The sequence below is a fragment of the Klebsiella sp. M041 genome (assembly GCF_059759695.1).
This window is the reverse complement of sequence record NZ_JCAXWU010000005.1, coordinates 57,290-73,696: the sequence shown is the minus strand read 5'-3', so window position 1 is coordinate 73,696 and position 16,407 is coordinate 57,290. Positions and strand designations below refer to the sequence as shown.

Genomic DNA, 16,407 nt, shown 5'->3' with positions numbered 1-16,407 from the left:
TATCTGCGACTTCAGCGCACATTGCGCTCCCGGTTAGTCTTCTGCGTTATATCTCTCATGGCGCAGGGAGCGCACAGGGGGCGGCCAGTCGCCGCCGCCCCCTGCACCCCCGGGCTCCGGCCAGCAACATCGCCACTGCGTGGTGCCTTCGACTTATCCCTGCAGGCTTCGGGTCGGGCCGAGGCAGCGTCCGTGCAAAACACGGCCCTCAGCCCGCATCCATGCGGGCTGCCCCGGCCTGCCGGGAACGTCTCAGCGATGTTGAGGCCGCAACACCGGCAGTTTCAGCAGCCCCAGGCTGGGACCGTAGGCCGGGTCAGGCGCAACTGCCACCCGCAGAAAGGCGAGCACATTAGCGAAAACAGGTTTGTCATCAGTCTCAAGGAATGCCTATGAACGTAACCCGAAAAGAGCAGCGCATTATTCAGCGCGCGCTGAACGCCTGGCAGGCCAGCGGGGAGTTAACCCCGGCAGACAGCCAGCGGCTGGCGCAAACGCTGCGCGTCTCCCCCTTCGACTGGCGGCGCCTGAGCCGCTATGCCTTCTGGACCGCGCTGGCCTGCGTGCTGATTGCTCTGGGCAGTCTGTTCGCCGACAATGAACTGGTGGCGTGGCTGCTGAGCCTGTTCAGCCGCTCGGCGCTGACGCGGATCCTGCTGCCTGCGCTGCTGGCGGTGGCCTGCTACGCCTGGGGTTTTCGCCGCCAGCGGCGGGAAACGCAGTGGCACTACAGCACCGAGGCGATTTTGTTTCTGGGCGTTGTCTTTACCGCGGTGGCGCTATGGCAGCTTGGCGAACGGCTGGATAACGGCAGCGGCCATATCGCGCCGCTGTTTCTGGCCGGATGCGTGATTTACGGCGCTATCGGCTATGCTGCCCGCTCCGGGCTGGTGTGGCTCTTTTTTCTGCTGGCGCTGGGCAACTGGTTTGGCGCGGAAACCGGCTATGTCTCGGGGTGGGGCGCCTACTGGCTGGGCATGAACTACCCGATTCGCTTCGTCCTGTTCGGCGGCGCGCTGCTGGCGCTCTGCTACGGCGCGCAGTCCCTGCTTCGCCAGCGGCAGCTGTTTACCGTCAGCAAGGCGATGGGCCTCACGTATCTGTTTATTGCGCTGTGGATCCTGTCGATTTTAGGTAATTACGACGCTGACAGCTGGTACAACGTGAGCCAGGCGCGACTCCTGCCGTGGGGGCTGCTGTTTGCCGCGGCGGCTGGCGTCTGCATTTTTATCAGTCTGAAAACCGATGACGCAATGCTGCGCGGCTTCGGGTTAACCTTCCTGGCGATCAATCTCTATACCCGCTTCTTTGAGTTTTTCTGGAACGGGATGCACAAGGTGCTGTTTTTCCTGATCCTTGCCGTCTCGCTGGCGGTGATTGGCCGTTATGCCGAGCGCATCTGGCACGCGGGTGAAAGGCAGGTGGAGAACAACTAACCTCGCTTTGAGAACGCTAACCACTCAGGCCGCGCTAAGTCGCGGCTTTTTTTCGTCCATGATTCCAGTTTCAGCACGTTTTTCTGCGATTGGCAGCAAATGCGCATACGCTTGCCGGGCATCGGCAAAATTAGCCTTTAAGGCAATTTGCCTTATATGCTAACATTTAGAGGAAGGGAGTCTGATGTTCAGAATGGTTGTGCACGTGGACGTTAAAAAGGAATTGCAGGCGCTTCCGGCCATTGTCCAGGCGAAGATGATCAGGCAATTAGACAAGTTACGCCAAAATCCCACCGCGCTGAGAGAACCTGATAGTAAACCGCTGGGGCAGGGGCTATTCGAAATTCGGGCGTTAGGTTCGGTACAGGGGCGGGGGATTTACGTTTTTCAGCAAGGCAAGACGCTCTTTCTGCTACGGGTTTTTGTCAAGAAAACGCAAAAAACCCCGTCATCGGAAATTCGCCTGGCGCTGAAGCGATTAGAGGAGATGCGCAATGAGTAAAAAGATCATTGACTGGGATACGTTAAAAACGGAACTGCTCAGCCAGCCTGAGGTTCAGGCTGCGTTCGATGCGCAAGAACGTCAACATCGATTACGTACTATGCTGGCGCAATGGCGCGAGCAGGCGGGGCTGACCCGAGCCCAGGTGGCGCAGAGGATGGGGGTGAGTGCGCCAACGGTCTCCAGAATGGAAGCCAATATCACCCGCGCCAGTCTGGATACCTTAACGCGATACGCGTTAGCCTGCGGTATAAAGCACCCGCAAGTTTTACTTTATTAAATTAACGCGCCCGGCGGCGCTGCGCTTGCGCGGGCCTACGGTGAGGGCTAACCAGCTGATATAGACATGGTTATGTAGGCCGGGTCAGGCGTAGCCGCCACCCGGCACTGACAAGCGACACCACAGGCGCCCGGTTAAAGGCGCCTTGTGGGGAGATTAGATCTCGGTAATGGTCGTCGACTGCGGCAGACGCGACTTCGGCAGGGAGGCGTTAAAGTCTTCAACGCTATGATGGCCGACCGGGACCACCACCAGGCTGGTGTAGCCCTGGGCTTTCAGGTCAAATTCCTCATCGAGGATCGCAAAATCAACCCCTTCAATCGGCACGGCGTCGAGACCCATCGCCGCTACGCCCAGCAGGAAATTGCCGACGTTGAGATACACCTGCTTCGCCATCCACTGATCGTCATCCTTCAGCTCTTTGCGGTGCATATCGGCAAAGAAAGTGCGACCCTTGTGGTTAGCGGCTTTTGCGTCCGGGGTGGCGAAACGGCCATCGGCCTCTTCCTGATCCACGACGCGCTGCAGCCAGGCGTCGTCCATCGCGGTTTTCGCGCAGAACACCACCACGTGCGAGGCGTCGAGAATTTTACGTTCGTTGAACACGTAGGTACCGCTGGCGGCTTTCGCCACGCGGGCTTTCCCTTCATCGGTGCTGGCGACGATAAAGTGCCACGGCTGGGAGTTGGTGCTAGACGGGCTGTACTGCAGCAGCGTTTTCAGCTGTTCCGCTTCCCCGGCAGTCAGCTTTTTCGTGGCGTCAAAGGCCTTGGTGGAATAGCGCTTCAAAGCGACCGATACGATATCCATAACTCTTCCTCACAGTTTACAGCACCTTACCGGTGCGTTCAGGAGAGGAAGAGTACAGCGAAGATCGCCAAATGATAAGGGTGAAAAATGCGATAACACTTATCGCGTTTGGCTGAAAATCAGCGCGGACGCAGGCGCTGCTGGGCCTTTTTGCTCAGCTTGTTCACCACCTGATGCCATGAGTCGTCAATCAGCTCGGCCAGCAGATCCTCGCTGATGTCGTCCCCCGGCACCACCGTGATCCAGTGTTTCTTGTTCATATGGTAGCCTGGTTCGATACTGCGATAAATTTCCTGATTGAGCAGCGACTTCTGCGGCTCGGCCTTGAGGTTGACCAGCGCCCGGCCGCGAATGGTCATGGTGATCATAAAGATGCGGCCGTCGACCTTAAACACGTCGTACTCCGGTCCAAAGGGCCAGCAGTGCTCGGTAAACGGGTAGGTCAGGGCGATACGGTGGGCGCAGGGGTGCAGCGTTTCCGGCGTCATTTGGCGTCCGCCTCATGCAGGGCGTTCCACATGGCTTCAAAGCCAAGGGCGATAATCTCCCGGGCGCGCTGCGGATCGTGGCTGGCGAATTCGATAGTGGTTTCCGCCAGCGACAGAAACAGGGCATCGCCAAAGGCGCGATACGCTTCGCTGAGGAATATCTCTTTCACCGACAGTTGGCACATTTCGTTGAGCTCCGGAAAGCTCTCTTTCACCTGGCGGCGGGTTTCGTCCGTGATGCGCTCGCTGAGCGCCATCCGGCGGATCGCCTTGTGCTCCATCGGGTTGCGCACGCCCCAGTCGATATAGCTGTTCCAGATATTGCGCGCGTTCTCTTTCGGGCGCTTTTCGTCCGGATCCAGCCCGGCGATCATCATCCGCACCAGGCGCAGCTTAATGGCGAGGTACAGTTCGTTGAGCAACTCATCCTTGGTGGCGAAATAGCGAAACAGCGTCCCCTCGGCAACCCCGGCGCTGCGGGCGATGGCCGACGTTGAGGCGGCGATGCCGGACTGGGCGAAAGCCGCGGCGGCAGCTTCCAGTAACGCTTGCTTTTTATCTTCACTCTTTGGACGAGCCACTACATTTTTCCTCACGCAGGTTTAAACAAACCGCCGATCTTTGCACGTCTGACCAGGTCGCTGCAACGGCGGAACGCAAAAATTGAAAATCGTCTTGACGACTTTCATCACATTCCTAATAATGAGTGCGTACTCACTCATAATCAAGTTATATCATAAAGCCTCCGGGATGGGGGCTTTTGTCTGGTCAGGATATGAACCGTGTCACTTTCAGCGTGGTCGCCATCATGTTACTCGCAGCAGCAACGACATTGCCGTTTGTCCTCAATGCCGGTTTTGGTAAGGCGCCGCAGGGGGCACAGCTTAGCCAGGTGGAAGCGTCTCCCCACTACCGGGACGGCCAGTTCCATAACCAGCTGCCCACGCCGGGATTTACCGGGCAGAAAAATATGCTGGCGGCGTGGTGGGATTTTTTGATGACCAAACGGGAAAACGCCCGTCCCGCGCAGCCGCTGCCGCTGGTGAAAACCGACCTGGCGACGCTGCCCCTCGGGCAGGACGTGATGGTCTGGCTCGGCCACTCTTCCTGGTATCTGCAGCTGGCGGGAAAACGCATCCTGATCGACCCGGTGTTCAGCGATTACGCGGCGCCGTTCTCCTTTATCAATAAAGCCTTCCCCGGCGATTATCCGTGGCGGGCGGAAGGGATGCCGGAGATCGATCTGCTGATCGTCTCCCACGATCACTACGACCATCTGGATTACGCCACCATCCGCGCTCTGCTGCCGAAAATTAAGCGGGTCATTACGCCGCTGGGGGTTGGTTCACACCTGCGCTACTGGGGAATGGACGGGGCGCTGATTACCGAAGCGGACTGGCAGCAGGCGATTCCGGTTAGCGATGAGCTCAGCGTCCACGTCCTGCCGGCGCGGCACTTTTCCGGCCGTGGGCTGAAGCGCAACCAGACGCTGTGGGCCAGTTTTCTGTTCGTTACCCCGCAGCAAAAGATTTATTACAGCGGCGACAGCGGGTATGGGCCGCACTTTAAAGCGATAGGCGATGAGTTCGGTCCGATCGATCTGGCGATCATGGAGAACGGACAGTATGACCAGGACTGGAAATATATCCACATGATGCCGGATGAAACGGCTCAGGCTGCTGACGACCTGCGCGCTGGCGCGGTGCTGCCTGGGCATGCAGGACGATTCGTTTTGGCGAAACACAGCTGGGATGAACCGTATCAACGGCTGGCGGCTGCCAGCGAAGGAAGGGCCTGGCGTCTGCTGACGCCTGTGCAGGGCGAGCCGGTGTGGGTCGCCGATAAGACGCAATCATTTAACGCCTGGTGGCGCTAAGCGCCAGTGCAGCATCAGAGGAGAGAGCATATGACGATTTCCGCTCAGGTGATTGACACTATCGTCGAGTGGATTGATGACAACCTGCATCAACCGCTGCGTATTGATGATATCGCTCGCCATGCCGGGTATTCGAAATGGCATCTGCAACGGCTGTTTTTACAGTATAAAGGGGAGAGCCTGGGGCGCTATATACGCGAAAGGAAGCTGCTGCTGGCCGCCCGCGATCTGCGCGACACCGATCAGCGGGTCTACGATATCTGCCTGAAGTATGGCTTCGATTCACAACAGACCTTTACCCGCGTCTTCACCCGGACCTTCAATCTGCCGCCGGGCGCCTACCGTAAAGAGAACCACAGCCGCGCCCACTGAGGCGCGCCCTTCCTGATTTAGCGTTCGAGGGAAAACCAGCGACGCCACACCCAGCGCAGCACCAGATACTCAATGGCGCCCAGCGCCAGGAACCACAGACAAAACAGCACGGTATAAAGCTGGTTGAGATCCATCATATGGAATGTCTCAACCAGCTTTTGCGCCAGCGTCAGGCCCAGCGACGGCGCGGGCAACAGCAGACAGGAGAGCAGGGCCAGCAGTAAGATCCCGGCGGCGGAGAGGAGCGTTTCCAGCGGATGTTTCATGTCATGTTAATCATCAGTTAAAAAACATATTGTCCGGCAAAATAACACCTAACGCAATATGCTTTGTATTTTACTCGCCTTAATACGCCTCTTTTTAATATTATTGCCTGCATTGTCTTCTCGTGTTAATTAATCTGAAATAATTTGTAATTAAATTAAAATTCGTTGCTTGTAAATTAACGTCATTATTATGCCAGCGCTTTTACAAAACTATAAGTGCTATACCCAACCAGCGTGGCAGCGATGATGGCCAGCAGGATGTACAGCGCCAGACGGCGTCCGCGGTAGATTCCAAACATATTTGACCTCGTTTAGTTTTGGTTTATTAATATTCTGTAATAGTTGGTTTGTGGAATTAACTTACCACATATTTTTTATTTTGCGAAAAATTTAGGCTTGTAATGGTTCACATTTTTATCGGCTTTTTCGCCACCTTTTATTGCATTGGCCAGGAATGATTTCAGGCTTTCCGACTCACGGAATTTATAAGGAAAATGTAATTTGACCAAGATGAATAACCCAAAGTTTACGACGCCCTCGGGCGACACCGCGCCACGGCAGGTCTGGCAGCAGACCGTTGACGCAGTGCTGGCGCAGACCAAAAGCCAGGCCGCTGGGTTAAGTTCCGCAGATGCCGCCGAGCGCCTGAATACCTGCGGGCCGAACGCACTGCCGGAAAAGAAGGGAAAACCGGCCTGGCTGCGCTTTCTCGCCCACTTTAACGACGTACTGATTTATGTGCTGCTGGCCGCCGCGGCGCTCACCGCCATCATGGGTCACTGGGTCGATACCCTGGTGATCCTTGGCGTGACGGTGATTAACGCCCTGATCGGCCATATCCAGGAGAGCAACGCCGAAAAATCCCTGCAGGGGATCCGCAACATGCTCTCCAGCGATGCCCGCGTCCAGCGTAACGGCAAACATGAGACTATCCCGACGCGCGACCTGGTTCCGGGGGATATCGTTATCCTGCGCGCCGGCGACCGCGTGCCGGCGGATATGCGGCTGATTGAAACGCACAACCTGCGGGTGGAAGAGGCGATCCTCACCGGCGAGTCGACGGTGGTGGATAAAATCACCGACGCGCTGGAGGGCGACCTGCCGCTGGGCGACCGGGTGAATATGGTCTTCTCCGGGACCACCGTCAGCGCCGGCGGCGGCGTCGGCGTGGTGACCGCCACCGGCGCGCAGACCGAACTCGGCCATATCAACCAGATGATGGCGGGCATTGAGAAGCACCGCACCCCGCTGCTGGTGCAGATGGATAAGCTCGGCAAAGCGATTTTCGTCATTATCCTCGCCATGATGGTGGCGCTGTTTATTTTCAGCCTCGCGTTGCGGGACATCCCGATGGGCGAACTGCTGCTGTCGCTGATTAGCCTGGCGGTGGCCGCGGTACCGGAGGGGCTGCCGGCGATCATCTCGATTATTCTGTCGCTCGGCGTCCAGACGATGGCGCGCAAGCGGGCGATTATCCGTAAGCTGCCGACCGTGGAAACCCTCGGCGCCATGACCGTGGTCTGCTCGGATAAAACCGGCACCCTGACGATGAACGAAATGACCGTCAAGGCGATCATCACCGCCGACTGCTGCTATCGGGTGGAAGGCGACAGCTATGAGCCGCAGGGGAGGATCTTCCTTGAGGGGAGCGATGAGCCCGTGCAGGTTCAGCCGGGTACCGTGCTGGAGACCTGGCTGCGCACCATCGACCTGTGCAACGACAGCCAGCTTACCCAGGATGAGCGCGGCCTGTGGGGGATCACCGGCGGGCCGACCGAAGGGGCGCTGAAGGTGCTGGCGGCGAAAGCGCAGCTCCCGGCGGTGGAGGCCCGTCTGGTGGCCAAGATCCCCTTTGACTCGCAGTACAAATATATGTCGACGCTGCAGCACATTGATGGCGATGCCCGGGTGTTAATCACCGGTGCGCCGGACGTCATCTTCGGCATGTGCCGCGAGCAGATGACCCGCCAGGGCGCGGTGCCCTTCGAGGCGCAGTACTGGGAAGAGGAGATGGCGCGCTTCGCCCGTCAGGGGCTGCGCATGGTGGCGGCGGCCTGTAAGCCGGCCAGCGTTGATGCCACCACGCTGAACCATGAGGACCTGCAGGAGGGACTGATTTTCCTCGGCATCGCCGGGATGATGGATCCCCCGCGTCCGGAAGCGATTGACGCTATCCACGCCTGCCAGACCGCCGGCATCCGCGTGAAGATGATCACCGGCGACCACCCGCAGACGGCGATGAGCATCGGCCAGATGCTGGGGATCACCAACAGCAGCCAGGCCATGACCGGCTACCAGCTGGAGCACATGGACGATGCGGCGCTGGCGAAGGCGGCGGTGGAGTACGACATCTTTGCCCGCACCAGCCCGGAGCATAAGCTGCGCCTGGTGAAAGCCCTGCAGGATAACGGCGAAGTGGTCGGCATGACCGGCGACGGCGTCAACGACGCGCCGGCGCTGCGCCAGGCCGACGTGGGTATCGCCATGGGCATCAAAGGCACCGAAGTCACCAAAGAGGCGGCTGACATGGTGTTGACCGATGATAACTTCGCCACCATCGCCAGCTCGGTAAAAGAGGGCCGTCGGGTCTATGACAACCTGAAGAAGACCATCCTCTTCATCATGCCGACCAACCTGGCGCAGGGGCTGCTGATCATCATCGCCCTGCTGGCGGGGAACATGATTCCGCTGACCCCGGTGCTGATCCTGTGGATGAACATGGCGACGTCGGCGACGCTCTCCTTCGGCCTGGCCTTTGAGGCCGCGGAGCGCAACGTGATGAACCGCCCGCCGCGTAAAACCGGCCAGCACGTGATGGATGGTTTCGCCGTGTGGCGGGTGGCTTTCGTCGGGTCGATGATCGCGATTGCCGCCTTTATCCTTGAGGCCTGGCTGGCGCCGCGCGGCCACAGTCCGGAGTTTATCCGCACCGTGCTGCTGCAGATGCTGGTGACGGCTCAGTGGGTCTACATGATCAACTGCCGCAGCAGCGACAGCTTCTCCCTGAGCATGGGCCTGCTGCGCAATAAAGGCATCTGGCTGGTGACCGGTGTCCTGCTGCTGATGCAGCTGGTGATTATCTATGTCCCGCTGATGCAGAACATGTTTGGCACGGAAGCGCTGCCGCTGCGCTACTGGTTTGTCACCCTGGTCATCGGCATCGCCATGTTCCTGGTGGTGGAAGTCGAGAAGCGTCTGACGCGCCGGTTCCGCAAAACGGCCTGATCGATCTCGCGCGCCTGGCTGCAGGCGCGCGTTACTTTCGCAAGGATCCTCTATGATTAACACCTTTCGCTTTGCGCTGCTGGCCTGCGTCCTGGGCGGCAGCGCCCTGACGGCGACCGCCGCGCCGGCGGTGCCGGTCCGCGTCGCCACGGTAGAACGGGCTCCTCACGCTGAAGAACGCGCCATCCCCGGGCGGGTCGAGGCGATCCGCGCCGTCGACATTCGCGCACGCACCGAAGGGGTGATTGTTCAGCGCCACTTCCAGGACGGGCAGTATGTGACCGAGGGCGACCTGCTGTTTACCCTCGACGACGCGCAGCCCCGCGCGGCGCTGGCCCTGGCGCAGGCCGAGCTGAAAAGCGCCGAAGCCTCGTTACGCCAGTCGCAGCAGCTGCTCACTCGCTATGAGCGGCTCATCAACAACCACTCCATCAGCCGCAACGACCTCGACACGGCCCGGATGCAGCGCGACGTCGCCGCCGCCGCCGTGCAGCAGGCGAAAGCCCGCGTCGAGGCTCAGCAGATTGTGCTCGGTTATACCCGGATTGCGGCGCCGGTGACCGGGCGGGTGGGCCACAGCGCCTTTCACGTCGGGACGCTGGTCAACCCGTCCAGCGGGGTGCTGGCGGACATCGTGCAGCTCGATCCGGTACGGGTGTCGTTTGCCCTCGACGAAGCCGCGTTTTTCAGCAAAACCGGCCAGCATGCCGACATCCACGCCCTGAAGCAGGCATGGCTGGCGCAAATTGACGTGGATGGCAAACGGCGCGACGGCGTGTTGACCTCCATCGATAACCGGATCGACGCCCGCACCGGCAGCGTGGCGGTGCGGGCGGAGTTTGCCAATCCGCAGCACCGTCTGCTGCCGGGCGGCAGCGTGACGATCCTGTTCCGTCCGCAAGCGCTGTCGTCGCGGGTGATGATCCCGGCTGCCGCCGTGCAGCAGGATCCGCAGGGCTTTTTCAGCTGGGTGCTGAAGCCGGACCACACCGCCGGGCAGCGTCGTCTGACCCTTGCGGGGCAACAGGGGCAGCAGTTTGCGGTCGAGAAAGGGCTGCAGGCGGGCGAGCAGGTGATCACTGACGGCGCGCAGCGGCTGCGCGAAGGCGCCGCGGTGCAGGTGCTGAACTAGCTAAGGAGAGGGGATGCTGACCTTTTTTATCCGTCGTCCGCGATTTGCGATGGTGATCGCGCTGCTGCTGACCTTTGTCGGCGCGGTATCGCTGAAGCTGATCCCGGTGGAGCAGTACCCGGCGATCACGCCCCCGGTGGTGAACGTCACCGCCAGCTGGCCGGGCGCCAGCGCGTCAGACGTGGCGGAGGCCATCGCCGCCCCGCTGGAGACCCAGCTCAACGGCGTCGATCATATGCTGTATATGGAGTCCACCAGCTCGGACGAGGGGACGTACCGCCTGAGTATCACCTTCGCGGCAGGCACCGATGCCGATCTGGCGGCGATCGACGTGCAAAACCGGGTGGCGCAGGCGCTGGCGCAACTTCCGGCGGAAGTGCAGCAGAATGGCGTCCAGGTGCGCAAGCGCGCCAGCAACCTGCTGATGGGGGTAAGCCTTTACTCGCCGCTGGGCACGCTGTCGCCGCTGTTTGTCAGCAATTACGCCAGCACCCAGGTGCGCGAGGCGCTGGCCCGCCTGCCCGGCGTCGGCGAGGTGCAGATGTTTGGCGCCCGGGATTACAGCATGCGCATCTGGCTGCGCCCGGACCGCATGAACGCCCTCAACATCACCACGGATGACGTTGCCCAGGCGCTGCGCGAGCAGAATGTGCAGGGGGCGGCGGGGCAGGTGGGCACCCCGCCGGTGTTCAACGGCCAGCAGCAGACGCTGACCATCAACGGACTGGGGCGTCTGAACGAGGCGGCCAGCTTTGGCGAGATTATCCTCCGCCGCGGCGCGCAGGGGCAGCTGGTGCGCCTCGCCGACGTGGCGACCATCGAGCTGGGCGCCCGCAGCTACAGCTCCGGCGCGCAGCTGAACGGTAAAGCGTCGGCCTATCTGGGGATCTATCCGACGCCTACCGCCAACGCCCTGCAGGTCGCCAGCGCGGTGCGCGCGGAGCTTAACCGCCTGCACACTCGCTTTCCGGCGGATCTCACCTGGGAGGTGAAGTTCGATACCACCCGCTTTGTGGCGGCGACGATCAAAGAGATCGGCGTCTCGCTGGCGCTGACCCTGCTGGCGGTGGTGGTGGTGGTGTCGCTGTTCCTGCAGAGCTGGCGGGCGACGCTGATCGTGGCCCTGGCGATCCCGGTGTCACTGATCGGCACCTTTGCGGTGCTCTATCTGCTGGGCTACAGCGCCAACACCCTCAGCCTGTTCGCGATTATTCTCGCCCTGACGATGGTGGTGGATGACGCCATTGTGGTGGTGGAGAATGTCGAAACCAAAATGGCGGAAGGACTGGATCGCCTGCAGGCCACCGCCCAGGCGCTGCGGCAGATCGCCGGGCCGGTGATCGCCACGACCCTGGTGCTGTTGGCGGTGTTTGTGCCGGTGGCGCTGCTCCCGGGGATCGTCGGCGAGCTGTATCGGCAGTTTGCCGTGACGCTCTCCACCGCGGTGGCCCTGTCGAGCCTGGTGGCGTTAACCCTGACCCCGGCCCTCTGCGCGCTGCTGCTGCGCCCGCGACCCGCCCGGCCGGCGGCAGTGTGGCGGGCGTTTAACCGTCTTCTCGACGGCACCCGCGACGGCTATGGCCGGCTGGTGGGGTGGATGAACCGCCGCCCGTGGCTGGCGCTGGCGGCGACGGTGGCGGCGGGCGCGCTGGTGGCGTTCAGCTTCACCTCGATGCCGAAAGGCTTCCTGCCGCAGGAAGATCAGGGCTACCTGTTTGCCAGTGTGCAGCTGCCGGAGGCGGCGTCGCTGGAGCGCACCGAATCGGTGATGGCCCAGGCGCGCAAGCTGCTGGCGGCTAACCCGGCGGTGGAGGATGTGATTCAGGTGTCCGGCTTCAACATTCTCAACGGCACCAGCGCCGCTAACGGCGGGTTTATCTCGGTGATGCTCAAGGACTGGCATCAGCGGCCGCCGCTGGATACGGTGATGGCGGATATTCAGCGCCAGCTGCTGTCGCTGCCGGAGGCGACGATCATGACCTTCGCGCCGCCGACCCTGCCGGGCCTGGGCAATGCCTCGGGGTTTGATCTGCGCATTCTTGCGCAGGCCGGTCAGTCGTCGGCGGAGCTGGAGCAGGTGACGCGGGAGATCCTTCAGCTGGCGAACCAGCATCCGCAGCTGAGCCGGGTATTTACCACCTGGAGCAGCAACGTGCCGCAGCTGACCCTGACGGTCGACCGCGATCGGGCGGCGCTGCTGGATGTGCCGGTGGCGCAGATCTTCAGCAGCCTGCAGACGGCGTTCGGCGGCACGCGCGCCGGCGATTTCAGTCTTAACAACCGTGTCTATCATGTGGTGATGCAAAATGAGATGCAGTGGCGCGAGCGGGCTGAGCAGATTAGCGAGCTGTACGTCCGCAGCCGCGACGGCGAGCGGGTGCGGCTGAGCAATCTGGTCACCATTACGCCGACGGTGGGGGCGCCGTTTATTCAGCAGTACAACCAGTTCCCGTCCGTGTCGGTGAGCGGTTCAGCGGCCGAGGGGGTCAGCAGCCGCACGGCGATGGCGGCCATGGAGCAGATTTTGCAGGCCCATCTGCCGCCGGGGTATGACTACGCCTGGAGCGGGATCTCCTGGCAGGAGCAGCAGACCGGCAATCAGGCGGTGTGGATCGTGCTGGCGGCGGTGGCGATGGCGTGGCTGTTCCTGGTGGCGCAGTATGAAAGCTGGACGCTGCCGGCGAGCGTCATGCTCTCGGTGCTGTTCGCCATCGGCGGAGCGCTGGTCTGGCTGTGGACGGCGGGCTATGCCAACGATGTGTATGTCCAGATAGGGCTGGTGCTGCTGATCGCCCTGGCGGCGAAGAATGCGATTCTGATCGTTGAGTTCGCCCGCAGCCGGCGCGAGGAGGGGCTGTCGATAGTCGACGCCGCGCGCGAGGGCGCCACCCGCCGCTTCCGCGCGGTGATGATGACCGCGGTGTCGTTTATTATCGGCATCATGCCGATGATGCTCGCCACCGGCGCCGGGGCGCAGAGTAGGCGGATCATCGGCACCACGGTGTTCAGCGGGATGCTGGTGGCGACGATGGTTGGCATCCTGTTTATTCCTTCGCTGTATGTGCTGTTTCAGCGTATGCGCGAGTGGGCGCATCGGCGGGGGTAAGCGCGGCGCTACCGGTCGGTAACGGGGATACCCCAGGCTACAACGACTACCGGGCGGTCCCCTCTCCCTTTGGGGAGAGCCGGGGTTAGGGGGAATTTTCCGTTCACGTTGCGTTTGGCAGAAAAGGGTAGTCCTTCGCTGGTGAACGGGTAAAGGGGGAGAAAACCGTCTCCCCCTTTACAATCCCCCCGGTCCCGCAGAGAAATCGGTGCTGCGCACTACGCTCACCTCCCGGTCGTCCGCCTGCGGTCGGCTCAACTCGATACTACTCGTCCCATCCCTGGGACTCGCCCCTGCGGGGCCAGCGCAAGCGCTGTTCAAAATTGCTCCCGGCAATTTTGTCGTGTCTCGAATCGCCTCTGGCCGCCCTCCGTGGCGGCCAGCCCGACCTCCGGTTCGCCGATTTCAGCGGGAATCGGCTCCGCTGCACGCCCGTAGTTTTCAGAGGCCATACCATAGCGATCAGAATATATACGTTAAAAATTGTATGTGCCTTTCTCCGTGGCCCCGCTGTGTATACCGGGGCTGCAACGACTACCGGGCGGTCCTCTCTCCTCTGGGGGAGAGCCGATTTCAGCGGGAATCGACCCCGCTGCACGCCCGTAGTTTTCAGGGCCATACCATAGCGAGCAGACTTTGTAGGCCCGGTAAGCGCAGCGCCACCGGGCAAGGACATCGGGCACGGCGGCAATCCCTTGCCCGGCCTGTCGTTAATTTATTCACTCTCCTGGCTGGAATGGCCGCCCCCAAACGCGCCCGCTATTTCCTCTCCACCGTTATCATGGTCACGAACGGATGATACTGCCACGGCACGCTGCCGCCTTTGCGGTACATCTTCGACAGGGTGCCGTCGAGATAAAGCATCTGCCGTACCCCAAGTTTTGACTGCGCATAGCAGGCAAAATCATAGAAGTTGGTTTCGCGATCGCTGAGCATAAACACCACCCGGCCCTGCTTATCGATGCCAACGCCGTTGCGCAGTTTGCGCGAGCTGGCGGAGGGCTTCAGCCGCCAGTTGATAGCGCCATTTTCAATCAGCATTGGGCCGGACTGCACCGCATAGCGGATGGCGGGAGAGCGTTTAAACGCCGGCAGCGGCACGATTTTCGCCCGGCCGTTCTCCACCAGGAATACGCCGCCGGGGCGGATAAAGAAGTTCCCGCCGCCGGCGGAGCGGTTTACCGGCGTCAGGCGCTTGCCGTCTTCGATATACAGCCCCAGCGGCGCGTAGGCCTTATCGTAAATGCCGCCGTTCATCGCCATCTGCACCCGGCCATCGCCATCGATACCCGCCAGCAGCGAACGCAGGGAACCCCAGGCTTTGCCGTGCCGATCCTGCCAGTACATCGCAATGCGCTCTTTCTGCGCATCCACCCGATAGCTCTGCAGGGTCAGCGTCGGGTCGGTGAGGGTACAGGCGGCGCTGGCGAGGGTGGCCAGGGGCAGCAGCGCCAGGGGGAGCAGGCAGCGTAATAACATGGGCGGTCCTTTCTATGGTCTGCGCCGAGTATACCCGCCTCGCTGTCTTATGCCGCCCAAATCTCACAGTGTTTTTGCACCAGCCCGGAAAGCGAACCGCCGTTGGCGATAAACTCGCGCATCTGCTGCGCTTCGCTGTGCGACGATTTCGCCTGGCGAACCACCGCCTCCAGCGCCGCCGTCGCCTTCAGCTGATGGGCGAAAGGAGCCAGCCGGTCGGCGAGCTGCAGGATCTCCTGGCGGATGCTGCGCTGCTCCCCGCCGCGCACATCGGTGAGAGTCCCGTCCAGCCCGTAGCGGCAGGCCTGATAGCGGTTAAAAGGGTACAGCAGATAATCGTCAGGCTGGTGCTTAAAAGGACGCTCCGTCAACAGCCAGCAGGCCAGGGTCTGAATAAAGCCGGCGATGTGGATCGCCTGGGCGAGGGTCAGGGGGGTATCCATCACCCGCACCTCGACGGTACCAAACTGCGGGCTGGGGCGAATATCCCAGTGCAGATCCTTCATGCTGTCGATCATGCTGGTGTAGCTCAGCTGGCGGAACAGGCGACGAAACCCCTGCCAGTCGGCCACCCACGGCATCGGGCCGTTGTCGGGATAAGAGGAGAAGCGGTTGAGGCGCGAACAGGCGAAGCGGCTGTCGGTGCTGTCGAACCACGGTGAGGCGGCGTTGAGGGCGATGAAATGCGGCACAAAGCGCGACAGGCCGTGCAGCAGATAGATGGCGTCGTCGCCGCTCTGGCAGCCGACGTGCACATGCTGGCCAAAGACCGTCGCCTGCTGCGCCAGATAGCCAAAATGCTCGACGGTTTTGACATAGCGCGGATTGTCGCTGATCTGCTGGCGCTGCCAGGCATGAAAGGGGTGCGAACCGCCGCCGCAGATCTGCAGATGATGATGCAGCGCCGCGCGCTGGACCGCCTGCTGGATGGCGCTGAGCTGGGCTTGCGCATGGCTGATGTCGCGACACACCCCGGTGGCGATCTCCAGCATGCTCTCGGTGATATCGTGCTTGGCTTCTCCCACGGTCAGTTCATGCTGGACGTCGGCAATCAGAGTCGAGGCATCCTGGCTGAGGTCGTAACCCGGCGGGTTCACCACCTGCAGCTCCAGTTCGATACCGAGGGTAAACGGATCGGAGCGGTGAAAATCGGCTAATGGCATAGTCTCTCCCGGTCGATGTGTTCTCTGAAGTATAGAAGGGATTGTTCCCGGCGGAGAATACGCCGCGGCGGGGGAGGGGGAAGCATAAAAAGTGACGCGACGTGATTATTTAAATTTTGCGATATAGCGACTGGTGCAATTCTGCAACATATTTCCCGCTGGCGGTGCGGCAGAATAAGGTTGAATTATTTTCCCATAATTATCATGGTGATAATATAAGTCCTTCTTATTTTATCGGTCGGTTTTGTCCTATTTCCGCCCGCACCAGAACT

General features: G+C 61.0%; 14 protein-coding genes. 8 read left to right on the top strand and 6 right to left on the bottom strand.

Translation table 11 applies throughout. The features are described 5' to 3' along the window. The first annotated feature begins 392 nt into the window (after positions 1 to 392). The 3 genes from AC6CWS_RS07630 to AC6CWS_RS07620 all read left to right on the top strand — a co-directional run bounded on the left by AC6CWS_RS07630 (position 393) and on the right by AC6CWS_RS07620 (position 2,218). A complete protein-coding gene (locus AC6CWS_RS07630) occupies positions 393 to 1,436 on the top strand; it encodes a DUF2157 domain-containing protein (protein WP_065882587.1) in 1,044 nt (347 codons plus the stop codon). Between the two features lie 184 nt (positions 1,437 to 1,620). Further along, positions 1,621 to 1,938 carry a type II toxin-antitoxin system RelE/ParE family toxin gene (locus tag AC6CWS_RS07625; RefSeq protein WP_049013659.1) on the top strand — a complete coding sequence of 106 codons (318 nt, stop codon included), beginning with the start codon at positions 1,621 to 1,623 and terminating at the stop codon, positions 1,936 to 1,938. Next, positions 1,931 to 2,218 (top strand): helix-turn-helix domain-containing protein, encoded by a 288-nt coding sequence (locus tag AC6CWS_RS07620; RefSeq protein WP_049013658.1) that lies wholly within the window; start codon positions 1,931 to 1,933, stop codon positions 2,216 to 2,218. Before AC6CWS_RS07625 ends, AC6CWS_RS07620 begins: the two co-directional genes overlap by 8 nt. Before the next feature lie 156 nt (positions 2,219 to 2,374). On the opposite strand, the gene nfsB is transcribed toward AC6CWS_RS07620, so the two are convergent. The 3 genes from nfsB to AC6CWS_RS07605 form a co-directional block, all read right to left on the bottom strand. After that, complete coding sequence (gene nfsB, locus AC6CWS_RS07615; protein ID WP_023288731.1) at positions 2,375 to 3,028, bottom strand: oxygen-insensitive NAD(P)H nitroreductase; 654 nt, start codon at positions 3,026 to 3,028, stop codon at positions 2,375 to 2,377. A gap of 119 nt (positions 3,029 to 3,147) precedes the next feature. After that, positions 3,148 to 3,516, bottom strand: coding sequence for an MmcQ/YjbR family DNA-binding protein (locus AC6CWS_RS07610; RefSeq protein ID WP_004202487.1), 369 nt, complete (start codon positions 3,514 to 3,516; stop codon positions 3,148 to 3,150). Further along, positions 3,513 to 4,097: a TetR/AcrR family transcriptional regulator gene (locus tag AC6CWS_RS07605; protein WP_023288732.1), complete on the bottom strand. Its 585-nt coding sequence runs from the start codon at positions 4,095 to 4,097 to the stop codon at positions 3,513 to 3,515. The genes AC6CWS_RS07610 and AC6CWS_RS07605 overlap by 4 nt, the downstream gene beginning before the upstream one ends. Before the next feature lie 179 nt (positions 4,098 to 4,276). On the opposite strand from AC6CWS_RS07605, the gene AC6CWS_RS07600 reads away from it, so the two are divergent. Further along, entirely contained in the window at positions 4,277 to 5,392 is a 1,116-nt protein-coding gene (locus AC6CWS_RS07600; protein WP_074442613.1) for an MBL fold metallo-hydrolase, read from the top strand. A 30-nt stretch (positions 5,393 to 5,422) separates the two neighbouring features. After that, a complete protein-coding gene (locus AC6CWS_RS07595; protein WP_004202492.1) occupies positions 5,423 to 5,764 on the top strand; it encodes a RamA family antibiotic efflux transcriptional regulator in 342 nt (113 codons plus the stop codon). 17 nt (positions 5,765 to 5,781) lie between these two features. Here the strand turns inward: AC6CWS_RS07595 and AC6CWS_RS07590 are convergent, their stop codons facing one another. After that, on the bottom strand, positions 5,782 to 6,030 hold the full coding sequence (locus AC6CWS_RS07590; RefSeq protein ID WP_002893037.1) for a DUF1158 domain-containing protein: 249 nt from the start codon (positions 6,028 to 6,030) through the stop codon (positions 5,782 to 5,784). A 501-nt stretch (positions 6,031 to 6,531) separates the two neighbouring features. On the opposite strand from AC6CWS_RS07590, the gene AC6CWS_RS07585 reads away from it, so the two are divergent. From AC6CWS_RS07585 to AC6CWS_RS07575, 3 genes are read left to right on the top strand one after another with little or no spacing between them, the layout of a single operon-like run. Further along, positions 6,532 to 9,255 carry a cation-transporting P-type ATPase gene (locus AC6CWS_RS07585; RefSeq protein WP_065882585.1) on the top strand — a complete coding sequence of 908 codons (2,724 nt, stop codon included), beginning with the start codon at positions 6,532 to 6,534 and terminating at the stop codon, positions 9,253 to 9,255. A 52-nt stretch (positions 9,256 to 9,307) separates the two neighbouring features. Then, complete coding sequence (locus AC6CWS_RS07580) at positions 9,308 to 10,387, top strand: efflux RND transporter periplasmic adaptor subunit (protein WP_023288735.1); 1,080 nt, start codon at positions 9,308 to 9,310, stop codon at positions 10,385 to 10,387. 13 nt (positions 10,388 to 10,400) lie between these two features. Beyond that, complete coding sequence (locus AC6CWS_RS07575; protein WP_065882584.1) at positions 10,401 to 13,493, top strand: efflux RND transporter permease subunit; 3,093 nt, start codon at positions 10,401 to 10,403, stop codon at positions 13,491 to 13,493. Positions 13,494 to 14,252: 759 nt separating this feature from the next. Here AC6CWS_RS07575 and AC6CWS_RS07570 read toward each other — a convergent pair. Together AC6CWS_RS07570 and AC6CWS_RS07565 are read right to left on the bottom strand one after the other, a co-directional pair. Next, complete coding sequence (locus AC6CWS_RS07570; RefSeq protein WP_065882582.1) at positions 14,253 to 14,972, bottom strand: phosphodiester glycosidase family protein; 720 nt, start codon at positions 14,970 to 14,972, stop codon at positions 14,253 to 14,255. 47 nt (positions 14,973 to 15,019) lie between these two features. After that, positions 15,020 to 16,135 carry a YbdK family carboxylate-amine ligase gene (locus tag AC6CWS_RS07565; protein ID WP_023288738.1) on the bottom strand — a complete coding sequence of 372 codons (1,116 nt, stop codon included), beginning with the start codon at positions 16,133 to 16,135 and terminating at the stop codon, positions 15,020 to 15,022. Between the last annotated feature and the right edge of the window lie 272 nt (positions 16,136 to 16,407).

Coding starts and splice junctions, on each gene's coding strand:
- AC6CWS_RS07630 (WP_065882587.1), top strand. CDS start 393: ATGAACGTAACCCGAAAAGAGCAGCGCATTATTCAGCGCGCGCTGAAC.
- AC6CWS_RS07625 (WP_049013659.1), top strand. CDS start 1,621: ATGTTCAGAATGGTTGTGCACGTGGACGTTAAAAAGGAATTGCAGGCG.
- AC6CWS_RS07620 (WP_049013658.1), top strand. CDS start 1,931: ATGAGTAAAAAGATCATTGACTGGGATACGTTAAAAACGGAACTGCTC.
- nfsB (WP_023288731.1), bottom strand. CDS start 3,028: ATGGATATCGTATCGGTCGCTTTGAAGCGCTATTCCACCAAGGCCTTT.
- AC6CWS_RS07610 (WP_004202487.1), bottom strand. CDS start 3,516: ATGACGCCGGAAACGCTGCACCCCTGCGCCCACCGTATCGCCCTGACC.
- AC6CWS_RS07595 (WP_004202492.1), top strand. CDS start 5,423: ATGACGATTTCCGCTCAGGTGATTGACACTATCGTCGAGTGGATTGAT.
- AC6CWS_RS07590 (WP_002893037.1), bottom strand. CDS start 6,030: ATGAAACATCCGCTGGAAACGCTCCTCTCCGCCGCCGGGATCTTACTG.
- AC6CWS_RS07580 (WP_023288735.1), top strand. CDS start 9,308: ATGATTAACACCTTTCGCTTTGCGCTGCTGGCCTGCGTCCTGGGCGGC.
- AC6CWS_RS07575 (WP_065882584.1), top strand. CDS start 10,401: ATGCTGACCTTTTTTATCCGTCGTCCGCGATTTGCGATGGTGATCGCG.
- AC6CWS_RS07570 (WP_065882582.1), bottom strand. CDS start 14,972: ATGTTATTACGCTGCCTGCTCCCCCTGGCGCTGCTGCCCCTGGCCACC.
- AC6CWS_RS07565 (WP_023288738.1), bottom strand. CDS start 16,135: ATGCCATTAGCCGATTTTCACCGCTCCGATCCGTTTACCCTCGGTATC.